This window comes from Streptomyces sp. NPDC057963, from assembly GCF_042887155.1.
Classification (GTDB): Bacteria; Actinomycetota; Actinomycetes; order Streptomycetales; family Streptomycetaceae; genus Streptomyces.
Map to the genome: position 1 here is coordinate 15497 of NZ_JBHVPX010000013.1, position 17600 is coordinate 33096.

Below are 17600 nucleotides of genomic sequence, written 5' to 3' on the forward strand. Positions count from 1 at the left end.
CGGCGCCGGTCCACCGGGCGGTGCAGGGACCGCCCGGTGGACCGGGCCGGACCGGGTTCGGGAGTCGGCCCGGTCCACCGACCCGCCCCGCCTCGCCCCCCGGTCCAGGAGCCTCGTCCTCGCTGCCCCGTCCCTGGTGCCCGCCGTCGTCCGACGTCGCTCGCCGTTGTCCGCCGTTACTCGCCGGACGAGTCCGCAGGGGGTGTCCGGACGGTGTCGGGCGGTGTCGTGGTGCGCTTGAACATGCGGGTGGCGGTGATCTCGCCGTGCACCGTCCCACCCTTCGGGTCCTGCTGCGGCAGCCCGGGACGAAGGTGCTCCTCCACGCTGATGTACTTCAGCCCGGCCCGCAGGTCCGCGTCATTGCGCAACCGGATCACCAGCGGGAATTCGGCGAGCGCCGTGGTGTCGAACAGACCGGTCGTGTAAAGCAGCTGCACACCGAGGGCGTCCGACACCGCGCGCTGGAGTTCCAGGAGATAGGTGGCGTTGGCGCGGCCGATGGGGTTGTCCAGGAAGAGCGTGCCCGCGTGCCGGTGCTGATGGCGGTCACGGCCGCGGTCGTTGCTGCGCAGTGCGGCCATCGTGCAGTAGAGGGCGATGGCCGCGGTGAGCAGCTGACCCCCGGAGAAGACGTCGCCCATCTGGCCGACCGGGACGCGTTCGGCACGGAGCACCGCGTCCGGCTTGAGGATCTCCACGGCGATGCCCTTGGGCTCCAGCGCCGCCTGCACGCCGCGCAGCAGGAGGGACATGCCGTCCCTGCGCAGGTCGGAGTTCTTCTTCAGGGCGGCGCGGGTGGCCTCGTCGATGACGTCGCCGAGCCGCTCGGTGAGCGTCGCCTGGTCGGGTTCCTCGAAGCGGATCCGGAGGAACTCCTGGCCGGACCACTCCCCCAGCCCCTCGGGGAGCTGGGAGAGCCGCTGGGCGGAGCGAAGGGTGGTGAGCGCGGACTCCACGAGGCCGCGGAGCCGGTCGACGATGGAGTCGCGGTTGCGCTCCAGCTGGGCCAGCTCGTCGGTGAGGACCCGGAGCCGGGGCGCGAAAGCGGCGGCCCACTTCTCCGCGTGCTCGGGCAGCGCCGCGGCCGGCAGCTCACGGATCTGCTGGCGGGCGGGGGTGCGGACCTGTTCGTAGCGGGTGGAGTTGGCATGCCGTACGAGGACGTCGCTCGCTTCGCGTACGGCGCTCTCGGCGGCGGACAGGTCGGCGGTGCAGCCGCGCAGTGAACGGCGGGCCTCGGCGGCGGACTGCCGGGCCTCGTCGAGGCTGCCCGGGTACGGCTCGGGGGCCTCGGTGTCGTCGTCCGCGCCGTGGTCCCGGAGGAGGTCGCGCAGGAGCGCCGCGGTCTCGTCGAAGCCGCCCGCCGAGTCCTCGGCGGTGCGGTGGGCGTGCAGCAGTTCGGCGTGGGCGGCCCGTGCGGTGTCCAGGGTCGCGGTGGCGGCGGTCAGTTCGGCCGTGGCGCTGCGCAGGAGAGTCTGGGCCTGCTCGGCGTCGGCCGGGACCAGCTCGCCGGGGAGTTCGGTGTGGTGGGTCTCGCCGTCGACCGGGGCCAGGCGCTCGGCCTCACCCCGCAGCCGGCCCAGTTGCTCGCTCGCGGTGGAGGCACGGGTCTCCAGGAGCTGGACCAGGGACTCGGCGCGGGCGGCGGCCGCCTGCCGGGAGGGGCCGTCGGCGCCGTCGGTGCTTTCGAGGAGCTGGGCGGCCCGGGTGCGGACCTTGTTGGTGAGCCGGTCCAGTTCGGCCAGAGCGGCACTCTCGTCGCTCTCCGCGCGGGCCTGTTCGGCGCGCAGGTCGGCGCCGACGCCCACCTTCTCGTACAGCTGGGACGCGGCCCGGTAGGCCTCCCGCAGCGCGGGGAGCGCGCGGCGCGGGGCGTCGGGCGCGGGCTCCGGGAGGTGCTCGGGCGCACCCGCGATCTCGGCACGTTCGGCGCGCAGGGCGCGGGCCGTGCGGCGGGCGTCGTCCGCAGCGCGCTGGGCGGCCCTGCGGTCCTCGTCGGCGGCGCGGGCCCGCTCCAGGCAGACGGTGGCGCGGGCCTCGGACTCGGCCGCCTCGTCGATCAGTTCGCGCAGCTTCGCCTGCCAGCCCGCGCGTTCGCGGAGCCGGTAGGCGAGGCCCGCGAGCGCGTCGGCGGCCCGTCGGGCACGCTGAGCGGCCTCCTGGCGTTCGTCGCGGACACGGGCGGTGTCCGCGGCGGCCTCGTCGGCCTCGGCTCGCACGGTACGGGCTTCGGCGAGCGCGGCTTCCGCCGTCTCGGCGGCCGTACGGGCGGTGCGCGCGGCTTCGGCCAGTTCGGCCAGCATGCCGGGCGGGCAGTCGGCGCGCCAGGAGCCGATGCGGGCGGCGAGGGAGCGGTCGGCCGTGAGGCGGGCCGCGAGCGTGCGGATGTCCTCGTCGCGGGCGGCGGCCCTGCTCCTGAGGGCCTGCCGCTCCTCGTCGGCGGCGTGTTCGTCGTGCATCGCCGGGTTCGGCGGGACGAGGAAGACTCCTTCCGTGCTCGCGGCCGAGCCCGTGCCGGTGGCCGGGACGGGGGCGAGCAGTGCGGCGGCGGTGCCCACGGCGACGGCGGAGCGCGGCAGCAGGGCGGCGCCGCTCAGGACCTCGCGGGCGCGGGCGTGCGAGTCGGGGTCGGTGATGACCACGCCGTCGACCAGTTCGGGACGGGCGGCGAGTACGGACGCGTGGTCGGCGGGGTCGACGGCCTGGGCGAGGTAGCGCCAGCCGGGCAGGGCCGGGATGCCGTGTTCGCCGAGGTATTCGACGGTGGCGAGGACGTCGGGGCCGGGCGGCAGCAGTCCGCCGTCGCCGAGCGCGCCGAGGATGCGGGAATCGTCGGCGGCCGCGGTCCGCAGTTCGAAGAGGCGGCGTTCGGCGGCGGCGATGCCCTGGTCGAGCAGCTCCCGCAGTTCGCCGGCGCTGCGGTCGAACTCCTCGGCGGTGAGCGGCTGTTCGCAGGTGTCGGGCTGTTCGGCCGTGACGGTGTGCGTGCCGTGCGCGGCCTGGCCCGGTCGGTCTGCCCGGCCGCCCTGATCCGCGTGGTCCGCGCGGTCGGTGGCGTTCTGGTGGTCCGCGCCGTGCGGGGCGTCGGGGTCCGTCTCCGTGCCCGCCGGTCCGCGGCGGGGCCGGGGCACGTCGGCGTCCTGCGCGGCGGGCAGGCCGAGCAGGTCGGCCAGGCGGCGCTCGGCGGCGATCGACTCGGCGGCCCTGAGCTCGGCCTCGTACGAGTGTTCCGCGGCCTGCGCGGCGTCGGCGGCGCGCGCCGCGGCCAGTTCGGCGCGGCTCTCTGCGGCCGCGGCTTCCCTGGCCCGGTCGGCTGCCGAGCGGGCGGCCTCCCTCGCGGTGTCCCACCCGGCGACGGCGGACTGCTCGGCGTCGCTGGCGGCGAGGGCGGCGCGCGCCGGGTCCGCGTCCGGCGCGGTGTTGTCGAGCCAGCCGGCCCGTACCGCCTCGGCCGTCTCCTGCTCGACCTCGGCGAGGCGCTGGCGCAGGTGTCCGGCCTCGCTGCGGGCACGCTGGGCCTCGGTCGCGGCGGTGGTGGCGTCGCGGTGAGCCGTCTCGCTTGCTGTCTGGAGCGTGTCGGAGCGCTCCTCCTCCTCGTTGGCCAGCGTCTCGCCGGCCTCCGCCGCGGTGTGCAGGGCCCGTACGAGATCGGCGGCCGCGTCCGCGCGGGCGGCGAGCGCGGGTGCGGCGTCGCGCTCGGCCTCACGGATGGCGACGGCGACCCGTGCGGAGCGGTCGGCGGCGGCGCGGTGGCGCAGTACGGCCTCGGCGGCCTGCCAGGCGGAGTGCAGGGTGCGGGCGTCGCCCAGTTCGCGGCGCTGGGCGGCCGCGCCCTTCTCCGCCGCGGTGAGGGCCAGGGAGGCGTGCCGGTAGGCCAGTTCCGCCGCGATCTGCGCGCTGCGGCTGCGGGCCTCCTCGGCCGCGGTGACGGTGTGGGCCGCGGCCGTGACCTGCTGGGCCAGCTCGGCGGCCCGGCCGCGCTCCTGGCCGGCGCGGGCGGAGAGCCTGCGGGCGAGCGTACGGGTGCGGCGCTCGGCGCCCGCGTGGATGTCCCGGGCGTGGGAACGGGTGCCGGTGGCCTCCACGATGCGGCCGAGCAGATCGGCCGAGCCCGCGGTGAAGTCGCGCTCGGCGGTCAGCTCGGCGCGGCGGCCCAGCTTGTTGCCGAAGCCGCTGACCAGGTCGGCGAGGCCGTCCGTGTCACGGGTGTCCGTGACGGCGCGCAGGAGCAGGTCGGTGAAGTCGGAGTCCTTCTTGACGGCGAAGAGGCCGGCCGCCTCGCCCTCGTCGGCGTTCATCTCGCGCTGGTAGCGGAAGAGTTCCGGGTCGAGGCCGAGGTCGCCGAGGTGCTCGTTCCAGCGGTCGTGGATCTCTTCCCAGTGCACATCGAGGTGCTGGTAGAACTTGCCCGCCTCGGTCAGGGCGTCGCGGAAGCCCTTCATCGTGCGCCGTCGGCCCTGTGCGCCGGAGGCGCCCTCGACGGGGCGGTGCACGGAGGTGGCCTCGGCGACCGGCAGGGAGTCCAGGCTGAGCCCGGGGCCGGGGCGGAAGGAGTACCACGCCTCGGCGAACTTCCGCGGGTCGTTGGAGACCTGCCGGCCGCGCCACTCGCTGACCTTGCCGACGACCACGCACTCGCCGGTGAGGGTGTGCTGCCACTCCAGGGCGACATGCCCGCAGTCGTCGGCGAGCAGGAACTTGCGCAGCACCCCGGAGCTGGCGCCGCCGAGGGTGTTGCGGTGGCCGGGCAGCATCACCGAGAAGATCAGCTTCAGCAGCACCGACTTGCCGCCGCCGTTCTCCAGGAAGAGCACCCCGGCGGGGGCGGGGCGGCGCGGCGGGCCGACCGGTTCCTCCTCGAAGAACTCCGCCTGGGCCGGGGCGGGGCGGGGCACGGGTTCGCCCACTCCGCGCAGGTCAAGCACGGTGTCGGCGTAGCGCGCACCGGCAGGCCCGATGGAGTAGAGGCGGACCCGGGACAGCTCGTACATGGCGGCGGACTCTCGTCGTTCAGACAGCGGGAGGGAGACGGCGGTGGTGGGGCGGGGGGACAGCGATGGTGGGGGGCGGCGATGGCGGTGGGAGGACGGCGGTGGTGGGGCGGGGGTCAGGCGTGGAAGGGCAGACCGGCGTCGGCGGCCAGCTCCAGGTCGTCGGAGTCGGGCGGCGGCAGGAGCGTCGCCGTGCCGTCGCTGACCGGCACGACTCCGAGTTCCAGGAGTTCGGCCATGGCGGCGCTGCCGGCCATGTCGCGGACCTGGAGCTGGTAGCGGGCGGTGGTACGGAAGGCGCCTCCGGCGTCGTCCCCGGTGCGCTGGAGGAAGCCGGAGTCGGTGAGGAAGGCGACGGCCTTGCCGACGATGCCGGTGGTGGAGCCGGCCAGCCTGCGGGCGTCCTTCGTCGCCCCGGTGGAGCTGCGCCGGGCGTAGATCCGCCAGGCCGCTTCCAGCCCGGGGTGGTCGGTGGCCGGGTCGGTGTTGTCGCCGTGCTCCTCGGCTCGCTCCTCCAGGCGGTGGCATGCCTGGCGTACGAACGAGTCGACGCCGTTGACGGTGATCCGGCCGATGTACGCGTCGTCGGCGAGGTCCTCGGGGCGGGGGAACGCCATCGCGGCGACGGCGAGATGGGCGAGCCCGTGCAGGAAGCGGTCGGCGGAGTCCGAGGAGGCGCGGCGGGCGTAGTCGCCCATGCGGACGGCGAAGACCGAGTCCTCACCGGCGGTCACGGCCATGCCCGCGCGGGTGGACACCTCCAGCACGACCAGGCCGAGTCCGGTCGCCACGGCGTCGGCGAGCCGGGCGAAAGCGGGCTCCTCCCGGTAGCGGCGCAGGAGTTCGGCGTATTCGGCGTCGCGTGCGGGCAGCAGTTTGGGCTGCAGTCCGAAGGCGACGAGCCGGGCCGCGTCGGCTGTGTCGGCCGGGGTGACGGGTGCGGTCGCGGCGGGGCCGGCCGGGTCGGCGGGCGCCGTGCTCTCGGTCGTGTGCGCGGCGGTCGGCTCGCTCCACGCGTCGGCGTGCTGTGCGCGGTGGTCGCTCACGACGGTCGCTCCTTGCTGCGGAAGATCTTCGGTACGGGGTGAACGGAAGCGGTTCTCGCGGCATCCGTCCCGAGCGGTGCGGTGCCGGCCGGTCCGCCGGCGGGGCGGCGACGCCCACGGCCGGGGTGCGGCGGCCGGGTCGGCGACCGGTGTGCCTCCCGCGGCACGCCGCTCATGATGCCTCCGAACGGTCCGCGGCCATTCCGGCCGCGTCCAGCAGGGCTGTGCCCACTATCAGGTCGGCGCCGCCGAACTCCGGGTCGTCCAGCTGCGTTCCGTCGTCGACGGAGAACAACAGGCGCTGCTCGCCCTGCCGGTAGGCGGTGCCGACCGGCGGGCTGGCGGCGTGCACCGCGAGCAGGGCTACCAGATAGGGCAGTTCGGGGTCGCGGCGGCGGGCCTCCGCGAGGAGTCCGGAGAGCCGGCGCGGGGCGTCGTGCTCCAGGTCGAGGAGTTCCATGGCACTCGCGAGCTGTTCCTCGCTGAACCTGCTGTCGTCCGGGGTGGCGATGAGGTCGGGTTCGGGCATCTCGGCGCCCAGGTGTTCCCGTTCCAGGGGCGGGGTGAGCAGCATGTCGACGAGGTCGCCCACCCGTACCGAGGTGGGGGTGCGCAGTCCGGTGCCGTGGGCGAAGAACGCGTCGGTGACGCGGATGGCCTCTTCCACGGGGAGCGGCAGCAGTGGGGCGACCAGCTGGCCGTACAGGTCGAGGCCGCCGCGGGCCATGGGGGCGGCGAACGCCTGCCGGTCCTGTTCGGCGCGGAACAGCGGCCCGGCTTCGAGCAGTCGGGACTGGAGCTGGGTGTGGCGGCGGATGCAGTCCTTGACGATGTCGACGAGTTCGGCGGCGCGTCGCTTGTGCTCGGGCTCCTCGGCCTCGTCGCGCGCCTTGCGGATGTTGGTGAGGATCGCGTTCTCGTGGCGGTAGCGGTCGGCGACGTGATCGAGCGCCTCGGCGATCATGTCGGGGACGGCGTTGAGCCAGTCGACGGCCCGGACGTTGCGCCGGGTGGCCTCCAGCGTCTTGCGGAGGGTCTCGGCGTACTGCACGGTGCGGTAGCGGGCCTGTTCGGCGGCGAGCTGGGCGTCCGCGAGGCGGCCCCGGCTGATGAGGACCTCCAGCTTCACCTCGGCGGCGATCTGGGCGCTGGTGACGTCGGTGTCGAGGGCGCCGACCAGGACGTTGACCGCTTCGTCGGTGGCCCGGAGGTAGACGGTGCCGCCGTATCCCGGGACCTCTTCGATCAGCTTGAAGTCGTAATCGCGACGGACATACACCCCATCGGGGCCGAAAGTGCCGTACACCGCACGGAATCCGCGGTCGACGCTGCCGACGTTGATGAGGTTCTCCAGCACCCAGCGGGCGACCCGCTCGTGCTCGGCGGCCGGGCGGTCCGGGGCCTGGGCGGCGACGCGGGGGAGGAGCCTGGCCACTATCTGGTCGTGGTCGGCACCGGTGTCGAAGTCCATGTTGAGGGTGACGTGGTCGATCGCGGCGAGCGCGACCTCGGCCATCGCGTAGACCGTGTACTCACCGGCCAGATTCGCCTTGCGCACATCGAGGTCGTGCAGCGGCGCCGTGCAGGCGAGCGCGCGCAGCCGCCGCGAGAGCCCCTCGTCGGCGGCGGGGCCCGGGGCGGGCCGCGGCCCCGCGCTGAGCTGGGGCGCAGCGTTGTCCGTGTAGGCAGGCGAAGTCACGCTGCACAGATTAGGTCCTCGGACTGACAACGGTCGAAACGGCGCAGAAGCGACCGTTGCCCGGAGTCGGCCGGCCGCGTCGTCACGGCTGCTCGCCGGTGCGCTCCGTACCGCCGCCGCGGCCCGGTTCCGGGGCTCCGTAGCCCCCGCCGCCCGGCGTGCGGAGCACCAGGACGTCCCCCCGCTCCAGGTCGGCGGTGTCGCAGCCGCGCAGCGGTGCGACCGTCCGGCCGTCCGCCCGCTCGATGTGCTGCTCGCCCAGCGCGCCGGGCTCTCCGCCCGCCATGCCGTACGGCCTCACCCGGCGGTGGCCGGAGAGCAGCGCCACGGTGACGGGTTCGAGGAAGCGGATGCGCCGCTCCACGCCGCGGCCGCCGTGCCAGCGCCCCGCGCCCCCGCTGCCGTCCCGTACCCGGAAGCTCTCCAGCAGCACGGGGTAGCGCCATTCGAGGACTTCGGGGTCGGTGAGGCGGGAGTTGGTCATGTGGGTCTGCACGGCGTCGGCGCCGTCGAAGCCGTCGCCCGCGCCCGAACCGCTCGCCACCGTCTCGTAGTACTGGACCCGTTCGTTGCCGAAGGTGAGGTTGTTCATGGTGCCCGAACCCTCGGCCTGGATGCCGAGCGCCGCGTACAGGGCGCCGGTGACGGCCTGGGACGTCTCCACGTTTCCCGCGACGGTGGCGGCCGGATGGACGGGGGCCAGCATGGAGCCCTCCGGAATTCTGACCTCCAGGGGTGCGAGGCAGCCGCTGTTGAGGGGGATGTCGTCGGCGACCAGGGTCCGGAAGACGTACAGCACGGCCGCCATGACCACGGATTTCGGTGCGTTGAAGTTCCCCGGCTGCTGCGGTGAGGTGCCGGTGAAGTCGACGACCGCGCTGCGGGCGGCCGTGTCCACGGTGAGGGCGACCTCGATGACCGCGCCGTTGTCGGTCTCGTAGCGGTAGGTGCCGTCGTGCAGTGCGGCGATGATCCGGCGGACGGACTCCTCGGCGTTGTCCTGTACGTGTCCCATGTACGCGGCAACGGTCTCGGGCCCGAACTGCTCCACCATGCGCCGGAGTTCGGCGATGCCCTTCTCGTTGGCGGCGATCTGGGCGCGGAGGTCGGCGAGGTTGGTCTCCGGGTCGCGGGAGGGGTACGCGGCGGCGGTGAGCAGTTCGCGTGTCTCGGTCTCGCGGAGTCTGCCGTCCCGCACCAGGAGCCAGTTGTCGAACAGCACTCCTTCCTCGTGGATGGTGCGGCTGAAGGCGGGCATGGAGCCGGGGGTGATGCCGCCGATCTCGGCGTGGTGTCCACGCGAGGCGACGAGGAACCGCAGCCGCGGCCCCTCGCCGGCGGTCCCGTCGGGGGCGAACACCGGTGTCACCACGGTCACGTCGGGCAGGTGCGTGCCGCCGTGGTACGGGTCGTTGATGGCGTACACGTCGCCCGGCCGCATCGCTGCGCCGTTGCGCCGCAGCACCTCCTTGATGGACTCCCCCATCGAGCCGAGGTGGACGGGGATGTGCGGGGCGTTGGCGATGAGGTTGCCGTCCGCGTCGAAGAGGGCGCAGGAGAAGTCGAGCCGTTCCTTGATGTTGACGGAGTGGGCCGTGTTCTCCAGGCGCACGCCCATCTGTTCGGCGATCGACATGAAGAGGTTGTTGAAGACCTCCAGCATGACGGGGTCGACCCGGGTGCCGACGGCGGTGCGGCCGGGGCGCGGGCGGACCCGGGTGAGCAGCAGGTGGCCGGTGGCGGCGAGAGCGGCCTGCCAGCCCGGGTCGACGACGGTGGTGGCATCCGCCTCGGCGATCACGGCGGGGCCGGTCACGGTGTCCGCGGGGTGCAGTTCCTCGCGCCGGTGGAGCGGGGTGTCCTGCCATCGCCCCTCGGCGAACATGCGTACGGTGTCGTGTGGTCGAGGCTCGGTGCTCTCGCGGGGCGCGTGGCCGGCGGGGCGCGGCCGGTGCTGTCCCGCCGTCCCGGTCGCCTCGACCGACACCGCTTCGACGACCAGGGGTTTGTCCATGGTGAACGCGTAGCGGGCGCGGTGCTCGGCGGTGAACGCCTCGGCCATGGCGGACACGGTGTCCAGGTCGACGGGCAGGCTGGAGTCCGTGCCGGCGTAGCGCAGCAGTACGCGGGCGCGCGTGCTGATCGCGCTGTCGGGGACGGCGTCGGCGCGCAGTTCGGCGCGGGTGCGGCCGGCGAGTGCGTCGCAGAGTTCGCCGACCTCGGCGCGGGTCGCCTCGGTCAGTTCCGCCTCGACGGACTGCTCGCGCATCGCGGTGGCGTCGGCGAGGCCGATGCCGTACGCGGACAGCACACCGGCCAGGGGCGGTACGAGGACGGTGTCGATGCCCAGGGCGTCGGCGACGGCGCAGACGTGCTGGCCCCCGGCTCCGCCGAAGCCGGTCAGGGCGTAGCGGGTGATGTCGTGCCCGCGTTGCACGGAGATCTTCTTGACCGCGTTCGCCATGTTCAGCACGGCGATCTCCAGGAACCCCGCGGCGACCTCGGCCGCCGTGCGCCGTGTTCCGGTGGCGCGCGCCACGTCCTCGGCGAGGGCGTCGAAGCGTTCGCGGACGAGGTCCGCGTCGAGCGGGAGGTCGCCGTCCGGTCCGAAGACGGCCGGGAAGTGGGCGGGCTGGACCCGGCCGAGCATCACATTGGCGTCGGTGACGGTCAGCGGCCCGCCGCGGCGGTAGCAGGCCGGGCCGGGGATCGCGCCCGCCGAGTCGGGGCCGACACGGTAGCGGTGGCCGTCGAAGTGCAGCACGGAACCGCCGCCGGCCGCGACGGTGTGGATGTTCATCATGGGGGCGCGCATCCGCACCCCCGCCACCTGGGTGCCGAGCTCGCGCTCGAACTCGCCTGCGTAGTGCGACACGTCGGTGGAGGTGCCGCCCATGTCGAAGCCGATGACGCGGTCGTATCCGGCCTGTCCGGACGTACGGGCCATACCGACCACGCCACCGGCGGGTCCGGAGAGCACCGCGTCCTTGCCCCGGAAGTGGGAGGCCTCGCGCAGCCCGCCGTTGGACTGCATGAACATCAGCCGGACGCCGTCGAGTTCCCGGGCGACCTCGTCGACGTACCGGCGCAGGATCGGTGAGAGGTAGGCGTCGACGACGGTGGTGTCGCCGCGTGGCACGAGCTTGATCAGCGGGCTCACCTCGTGCGAGCAGCTGATCTGGGTGAAGCCGGCCTCGCGGGCCGCGGCGGCCACGGCTTTCTCGTGTGCGGGGTGGCGGTAGCCGTGCATCAGGACGACGGCCGCGCTGCGCAGGCCGTCGGCCCGGACGGCCCGCAGCCGCTCGGCCACCGCGTCCCGGTCCAGTGGCGTCACGACCCGGCCGCGGGCGTCGGTCCGTTCGGGGACCTCGATCACCCGCTCGTACACGGCTTCGGGCAGCAGGATGCGGCGGTCGAAGAGCCTCGGCCGGTTCTGGTACGCGATGCGCAGGGCGTCCCGGAAGCCTTCCGTGATGACCAGCACGGTCGGCTCGCCGCGCCGCTCCAGCAGGGCGTTGGTGGCGACCGTCGTGCCGATCTTCACCGTGCCGACCCGGTCGGCGGGGACGGGGTCGGCCGGACCGAGTCCCAGCAGACCGCGGATTCCCGCCACGGCGGCATCGCGGTAGCGGTCCGGGTCGTGGGAGAGCAGCTTTCGGGTGACCAGGTATCCGTCGGGGTCCCGGCCCACGACGTCGGTGAACGTCCCGCCACGGTCGATCCAGAACTCCCAGCGTCCGGTCATCTCTCCATACTGGCCCGCGGCGCCCCAAACTGGCCCGCGGCACCGGCGACGGCCCCGCCGGCACGGCCTGCTCCCTGGTGGTCGGCGCACCGCGGGGGAGCGGCCGACGGCACGGCCCGGACCCCGGGCACCGCGCAGGCCCCGGCGGGGAGTTCGACGTGCTTCTCCGGGGCGAACCGTCCGACGTACCCGACGATCCGCTCCCGCCGGGCGCGAGACGGTGCCGCGCGCCCCCCGACGCGCGCCGCCGGGTGCGCCCCGGTCAGACCGCGGGGGTGTCGGGCCCGATCCTGCTGCGTACCGCCGTCTGCACCTCTGCCTCCTCCGCCGGGTCCGCGGCGAGTCGGCGCAGCCGCTCGGCGACCCTGATGTCGCCGGTCTCGGCGTGGAGTGCGGCGACCTCGCGGGTGGTCTCCTCGCAGTCCCACAGGCATTCGACGGCGAACCCGGTGGGGAAGGAGGGGTCGGTCGCGGCCAGTGCGCGGGCCGCACGGCCGCGCAGGTGCGAGGAGGACGTCTCCCGGTAGACATGGCGCAGTACGGGGGCGGCACAGGCGATGCCCAGTCGGCCCGCGCCGTCGACGAGGGTCCACAGGCGTGGCGCGTCAGGGCCTTCGCCCCGTACGGCTTCGCGGAGTGAGCCGAGGACCAGTGGGGCGTCCTGGGCGCCGCCCCGGCAGGCGAGCACACCGGCCGCGGAGGCGCCGAGGGCGTCGGGACGCCGGGCCCAGCGCCGGGCGCGCTCCACCGCCGCGTCGCCGCACATCCGCTCGAAGGCGGCGACGGCCGCGTCGGCGACGGTGCGCGAGGCGCTGACGGCGGCGTCCTCGATCAGATCGAGCACGGCCGGGTCCCTGGTCTCGGCCAGGTGGTGCAGGGCGGCGCAGCGCGCGCCCTCCGGGCCGCTGCGGGCGGCCCCGATGATCGCGGACCGGTCGTCGGGACCGGCGACGGCCGTGAGGCAGCGAGCGGCCGGTACGTGGAGGACGCTGCCCCGTTCGAGTCCCTGCTGGGCCCAGTCGAACACGGCCTGGACGCTCCATCCGGGGCGCGGGCCGCCGGGCCGCATCTGTCGCTGCCAGCGGTCGAAGGAGCCCTGTTCCGAGGCGGCCCTGACCCGAGCGCCGACCTCTTCGCGGGGGTCGTCGGCCCAGAGCCGCCAGGGGCGTGGTTCGAACGCGTCCCGCACGGTGGCGGCCAGCTCGGCGGTGCCCTCCTCGGTGGCCGGGAACCGGCCGAGCACGGGTACGGCGAGGGCACGGAGTCCCGCGTCGTCGTCGCGCAGGGCCAGCTCGTCGAGGGCCCAGGCCCAGTTGGCCCCGGTCGCGGCATACCGCCGCAGCAGGGCCAGGGCGTCGTCCCGTCCGTACGAGGCGAGGTGGCCGAGAACGGCGAGGGCCAGCCCGGTGCGCGAGTCGTCGGTGTCGAGGTGGTCGTCGGGATCGCACAGGTGGCGCTCGATCTCTTCGACGCCGCCGTCGAGGTCGAGATACAGGCGTGCGTAGTAGAGCGAGCGGTTCTCCACCTGCCAGTCGTGGCGCGGATCGCTCAGGACGCAGTGGTTGAGAGCCGCCAGGGCCTCGGGGCGTGGCGCGGCGAGCGCGTGGAGCGTGCCGTCGCCACGGCCCCTCTGCAGCAGGCCGAGCAGAGTGCCGCTCGGCGCTATGAACGGATCAAACATGAAAAAAGCCTCACATCAAGCTGTCGACGCAACCGGGACTGTGCAGTTCCAAGTGCCGGGTGGGGCACTACGCCGCGCAGCGACATGATCGGCCGACCGCCGTCTTCTGCTTGGTGTAGACCATCTTCCTCTGCCTCTCGTCGGTGGCCCGAATCGGGCCCGCGACGTCATGATGACCCAGCCATTTCGCCACCGCGACCACATTTACGACGTACCCGGTCAGTGGGAGCCGAAGAGTTCCAGCAGGTCGACCTTGCCGAACATGCGTGCGGTGTCCAGCGCGGAGGGCGTTCCGGCCGCCGGGTCGGCCCCCGCGGCGAGCAGCGCCGCGATCACCGCGTCCTCACCCTTGAAGACGGCTCCGGCGAGGGGGGTCTGCCCGCGGTCGTTGGCCCGGTCCGGGTCGGCGCCACGGGCGACGAGGGCGGTGACCGCGGCGGCATGGCCGTGATAGGCGGCGAGCATCAGCAACGAATCGCCCCGGTCGTTGGTGAGGTTCGCGGGAACACCCGCGTCGACGTACGCGGCGAGCGTGTCGGTCTCACCGCGGCGAGCCAGGTCGAAGACCTTCGTCGCCAGCTCGACCACCTCGGGATCGGGGGCTTCGCTCATCGGACGGACCGCCTTCCATTAACCGGTTTCACCACTGTTGACCTGCTGGGCCGTACGTCCCGGGGGCCGTACGAGTGAACCGACAGGGTACTGCCCAACCGCGCACATACCCCGTGCCGCCCGCGGCAAAAGATCACACCCGGTGACGGCGGAACGGCACGCGGCATCGGATGTTCCGCCCCCACCGGCACCCATCGAGACTCGATCCGCCAATCAAGTGAAAATACAGACTTTTCACTCGAATGCAGCTTTTATCGCATAGATACTTCCGGTGAACCTGGAAGGACTCATGGTGACTGTCCCCCCAACCAGGAGAACTCCTCATGATCCTGTCCATGTCAGGCGTCGTCATCCTCGGCATCATCGTCTTCCTGTTCTTCAGGAAGGACGGCCTCAAGGCATCGCACGCACTCGTCACTGCCCTGTTCGGTTTCTATCTGGCAGGCACCGCCATCGCACCGAGCATCACCGCGGGCGGCGCGAGTCTCGCCGGCCTCCTGGGCGGGATCAAGTTCTGACCCCCCACGACCGCTCCCACCCCTTCAGGAGACCGACGTGGCCCGGCGACCACTCCCCCGCATTCTGAGCAGCGGCACCGCATCGATCACTCGCAGCCGCGAGTTCGCGCGCACGGCCACCGACAACGCCACGGACGTCCTCACTCCGCTGATCACGATCGGCCGGGGTCTGCGGCTGCTGGCCGGAGCCGGACGGCAGAAGTGGGCCGCGACACCCAAGGACAAGCGCGGCCCGGTGCTGTGCTCCGTCGCGGCCTGCGTACTGGTGGTCGCGCTCATGCCGTACGGGTCCGTGCTCACCCTGGTCACGGTGATGGGCGCCGCCGCCTGGAAGGGGCGGGAGCGGACGCCGGTGAAGACCGGCCCGGACGAGGCGGAGACCGGGCGGCTGCGATCCCTCTACGAAGCGCTCGTGCCCTACTTCTCCGTGGCCGACGACCCCAGTCCGCTGTTCGCCCGCGGCGGCGACTGGGACAAGACCTTCAGCGGCTACGAATTCGACTCCGACGGGCGCCTGACGCGTCTCCAGTTGACGTACCCCGCCTACTTCACCGACAGCGAGGCCGATTCCCGCGCCCGGATCGAGCAGCTGCTGCACGCCAAGTCGGGCCGCGGCCGCGAGTACCACTTCGCCTGGGACGAGGAGAGCAACCGGCTCGTCATGAACGTGCTCGGCGCCCTGCCCACCTCGATCGGCGCCCAGCGCTTCGTCACCGCTCCCGGCGAGACCGTGCTCGGCTTCACCGACGGCGACGCGGTGCAGCGCACCGTTCCCGTGAACGACGACGGCACGACCCGCGACGCGCCTCCGGTCGTCTGGCGGACCGGCTCCCGCTCCACCGAGCCCCATCTCCTGGCCGTCGGGCAGCCCGGCAGCGGCACCACCACGCTGATGCGCTCCATCGCCCTGCAGGCGCTCCAGCACGGCGACATCCTGGTCGTCGAAGGGAGCGGCACCGGCGAGTACGCCTGCCTGGCCGGGCGCGACGGAGTACTGGCCGTGGAGTGCGGCCTGGCCGGCGCGCTGGCGACCCTGGAGTGGGCGGCCCACGAGACGGAGCGGCGGCTGATCGCCGCGAACCGGGCCCGGCAGTCCGGTCACCCCGCCCCCGACGACATCAAGCGCCCCCTCTGGGTGCTGCTGGACCGCCCCAGCGTCCTCGGACACCTGGCGGTCGCCGACGGCAGACCCGATCCCCAGGAACTGCTCCAGGTACCACTGCGGCACGGCAGGGCGGCGAACGTCACCGTGGTCATCACCGATCAGTTCGACAGCCTGGACATGCTCGGCGAGACCGTCAGGACCCACACCCGGGCCCGGGTCGTGCTCGGCGACTGCTCCCGCGACCGGATCGAGTCGGTGCTCGGCACGGAGCCGCACACCACCCCGACGCCGCATGTCCCGCCGGGCCGCGGGTACGCGCGGCTCGGCACCGGCCCCGTGCTGCGGCTCCAGGTCCCGGCCACACCCGATCCCCACGACGAGGCGACCAGCGAAGCGCAGCGGCAGGCGGTACTCGGTCTGCTCCCGGAACGGCAGGCGGAGGCCGGGACGGCTCCCCCGGTCGAGGCGGCCGAGGGGCCCGCGCCCGTCGGGGCGGGCGTCCCGGATCCGGTGATGCCGCACCCCCTGACCGCGGCCGTGGCCGTCGAGGGCGTGGGGGTCGGCGACTGAAGCGGACCGGTGCGGGGGCGGTGTACCGGCCGGTCCGCCGCCCCCGCGCCGTTGTGCGGTCAGGCGACGAACGTGCGCGGCGCCTCCACCCCCGCACCCGCCCCCGAACCCACCAGCTGCGCCGCCGCCGCGAGCCGTACCGCCGCCTCGTCCGCGACCGGCCCCGAGACCGTGAACGGCAGCCGTACGTACCCTTCGAAGGCGCCGTCGACACCGAACCGGGGGCCGGAGGGAACGCGTACGCCGACCCTCTCCCCCGCCACCGCGAGCCTCGAACCCGAGAGGCCGCCGGTACGCACCCAGAGGGTCAGCCCCCCGCGCGGAACCGAGAACTCCCAGTCCGGCAGCTCCCGGCGAACGGCGGCGACGAGCGAGTCCCGGTTCTCCCGCGCCTGTTCGCGCCGGACCTGGACCGCCTGCTCCCAGCCGCCGGTACGCATCAGCCAGTTGACGGCGAGCTGCTCCAGGACGGGCGTACCCATGTCGGCGTAGGCGCGGGCGGCCACCAGGCTGCGGATCACGTCCGGGGCGGCGCGCACCCAGCCGATCCGCATGCCGGCCCAGAAGGCCTTGCTCGCCGAACCGACCGTGATCACGGTGGAGCCCGCCGGGTCGAAGGCGCAGACCCGGCGCGGCATCCGGACGTCGTCGTCGAGGTACAGCTCGTTCATGGTCTCGTCGACGACGACGACCGTACCGGCGGAACGGGCGGCGTCCACCAGCTCGCGCCGCCGGTCCTCGTCGGCCAGCGCGCCGGTCGGGTTGTGGAAGTCGGCGACGACGTAGGCGAGCCGCGGCGCCGCGTCGCGCAGCACCTGCCGCCACCGGTTCATGTCCCAGCCGCCGAGCCCCTCCTCCATCGCCACCGGCACCAGCCGGGCACCCGCCTCCCGCATCAGCTGCAGGATGTTGGCGTAGCTCGGGGACTCCACCGCGATCCGCTCGCCGCGCCCCGCGAACAAGTGGCAGATGGCGTCGATCGCGCCCATCGCCCCGGTGGTCACCATGATCTGCTCGGGCATGGTCGGGATGCCGCGCCCGGTGTAGCGGTCGGCGATCATCTGGCGCAGCGCGGGCAGACCGGCCGGGTAGTCGCCGTGCGTGTGGGCGTACGGGGCCAGCTCCTCCAGGGCTCCCTGGACCGCCCGGGTCAGCCACGGCTCGGGGGCCGGCAGCGAGGCGCAGCCCAGGTCGATCACCGAACCGAGCGACTCCGGAGGAAGCGGCTCCAGGCCGCGCGCGGGCAGCGGATTGCCCGCGGGAACGGCCGTCCAGCTGCCGGCGCCGCGGCGGGACTCCAGGAACCCCTCGGCCCGCAGCGCCTCGTAGGCGGCGGCGACGGTGGTGCGGCTGACGGACAGGGCGAGCGCCAGTTCGCGCTCCGCGGGGAGCCGGGCGGCCACCGGCACCCGGCCTTCCAGGACGAGCAGACGGACCCCGTCGGCCAGCGCCCGATAGGCGGGCGGCCTGCGGGTGCCCGGTCCGGCGGGCCGGGGCTGCTGGGCATGGAGCTGCCGGGCGAGCTGTGCCGCACCGACTGCCGAAGTCCACTGCGCCATGGAAATCAGTCCACCTTCCTCGGATTGGCCATAGTTGGCAGCCAATCCCCTGCCACAGAGTGACATGCGGC

General features: G+C 73.8%; 9 protein-coding genes. 2 read left to right on the forward strand and 7 right to left on the reverse strand.

The window, feature by feature from the left end; all coding sequences use genetic code 11:
- Positions 1 to 176: 176 nt before the first annotated feature.
- The 6 genes from ACFVT1_RS27610 to ACFVT1_RS27635 form a co-directional block, all read right to left on the reverse strand.
- Entirely contained in the window at positions 177 to 4994 is a 4818-nt protein-coding gene (locus ACFVT1_RS27610) for a hypothetical protein (RefSeq protein ID WP_389800208.1), read from the reverse strand.
- A 116-nt stretch (positions 4995 to 5110) separates the two neighbouring features.
- The gene (locus tag ACFVT1_RS27615) at positions 5111 to 6040 is read right to left on the reverse strand and encodes a hypothetical protein (RefSeq protein ID WP_389800210.1); all 930 of its coding nucleotides are present in this window, start codon (positions 6038 to 6040) and stop codon (positions 5111 to 5113) included.
- A gap of 172 nt (positions 6041 to 6212) precedes the next feature.
- Entirely contained in the window at positions 6213 to 7739 is a 1527-nt protein-coding gene (locus ACFVT1_RS27620) for a hypothetical protein (RefSeq protein WP_389800212.1), read from the reverse strand.
- Between the two features lie 82 nt (positions 7740 to 7821).
- A complete protein-coding gene (locus ACFVT1_RS27625) occupies positions 7822 to 11484 on the reverse strand; it encodes a hydantoinase B/oxoprolinase family protein (RefSeq protein WP_389800214.1) in 3663 nt (1220 codons plus the stop codon).
- A gap of 262 nt (positions 11485 to 11746) precedes the next feature.
- The gene (locus ACFVT1_RS27630; RefSeq protein ID WP_389800216.1) at positions 11747 to 13165 is read right to left on the reverse strand and encodes a HEAT repeat domain-containing protein; all 1419 of its coding nucleotides are present in this window, start codon (positions 13163 to 13165) and stop codon (positions 11747 to 11749) included.
- A 219-nt stretch (positions 13166 to 13384) separates the two neighbouring features.
- Entirely contained in the window at positions 13385 to 13777 is a 393-nt protein-coding gene (locus ACFVT1_RS27635; protein WP_389800218.1) for an ankyrin repeat domain-containing protein, read from the reverse strand.
- A 323-nt stretch (positions 13778 to 14100) separates the two neighbouring features.
- Between ACFVT1_RS27635 and ACFVT1_RS27640 the strand changes: the two genes are divergently transcribed.
- Both ACFVT1_RS27640 and ACFVT1_RS27645 read left to right on the forward strand, forming a co-directional pair.
- A complete protein-coding gene (locus ACFVT1_RS27640) occupies positions 14101 to 14295 on the forward strand; it encodes a hypothetical protein (protein ID WP_018103962.1) in 195 nt (64 codons plus the stop codon).
- A 37-nt stretch (positions 14296 to 14332) separates the two neighbouring features.
- Entirely contained in the window at positions 14333 to 15970 is a 1638-nt protein-coding gene (locus tag ACFVT1_RS27645; protein WP_389800220.1) for a hypothetical protein, read from the forward strand.
- Between the two features lie 59 nt (positions 15971 to 16029).
- Here ACFVT1_RS27645 and ACFVT1_RS27650 read toward each other — a convergent pair whose 3' ends face one another.
- The gene (locus ACFVT1_RS27650; protein WP_389800222.1) at positions 16030 to 17529 is read right to left on the reverse strand and encodes a PLP-dependent aminotransferase family protein; all 1500 of its coding nucleotides are present in this window, start codon (positions 17527 to 17529) and stop codon (positions 16030 to 16032) included.
- Positions 17530 to 17600 lie beyond the last annotated feature (71 nt).

Excerpts from the sequence above, each read along its gene's own strand:
- ACFVT1_RS27635 (WP_389800218.1), bottom strand. The coding sequence starts at position 13,777 with ATGAGCGAAGCCCCCGATCCCGAGGTGGTCGAGCTGGCGACGAAGGTC.
- ACFVT1_RS27650 (WP_389800222.1), bottom strand. The coding sequence starts at position 17,529 with ATGGCGCAGTGGACTTCGGCAGTCGGTGCGGCACAGCTCGCCCGGCAG.
- ACFVT1_RS27640 (WP_018103962.1), top strand. The coding sequence starts at position 14,101 with ATGATCCTGTCCATGTCAGGCGTCGTCATCCTCGGCATCATCGTCTTC.
- ACFVT1_RS27630 (WP_389800216.1), bottom strand. The coding sequence starts at position 13,165 with ATGTTTGATCCGTTCATAGCGCCGAGCGGCACTCTGCTCGGCCTGCTG.
- ACFVT1_RS27610 (WP_389800208.1), bottom strand. The coding sequence starts at position 4,994 with ATGTACGAGCTGTCCCGGGTCCGCCTCTACTCCATCGGGCCTGCCGGT.
- ACFVT1_RS27625 (WP_389800214.1), bottom strand. The coding sequence starts at position 11,484 with ATGACCGGACGCTGGGAGTTCTGGATCGACCGTGGCGGGACGTTCACC.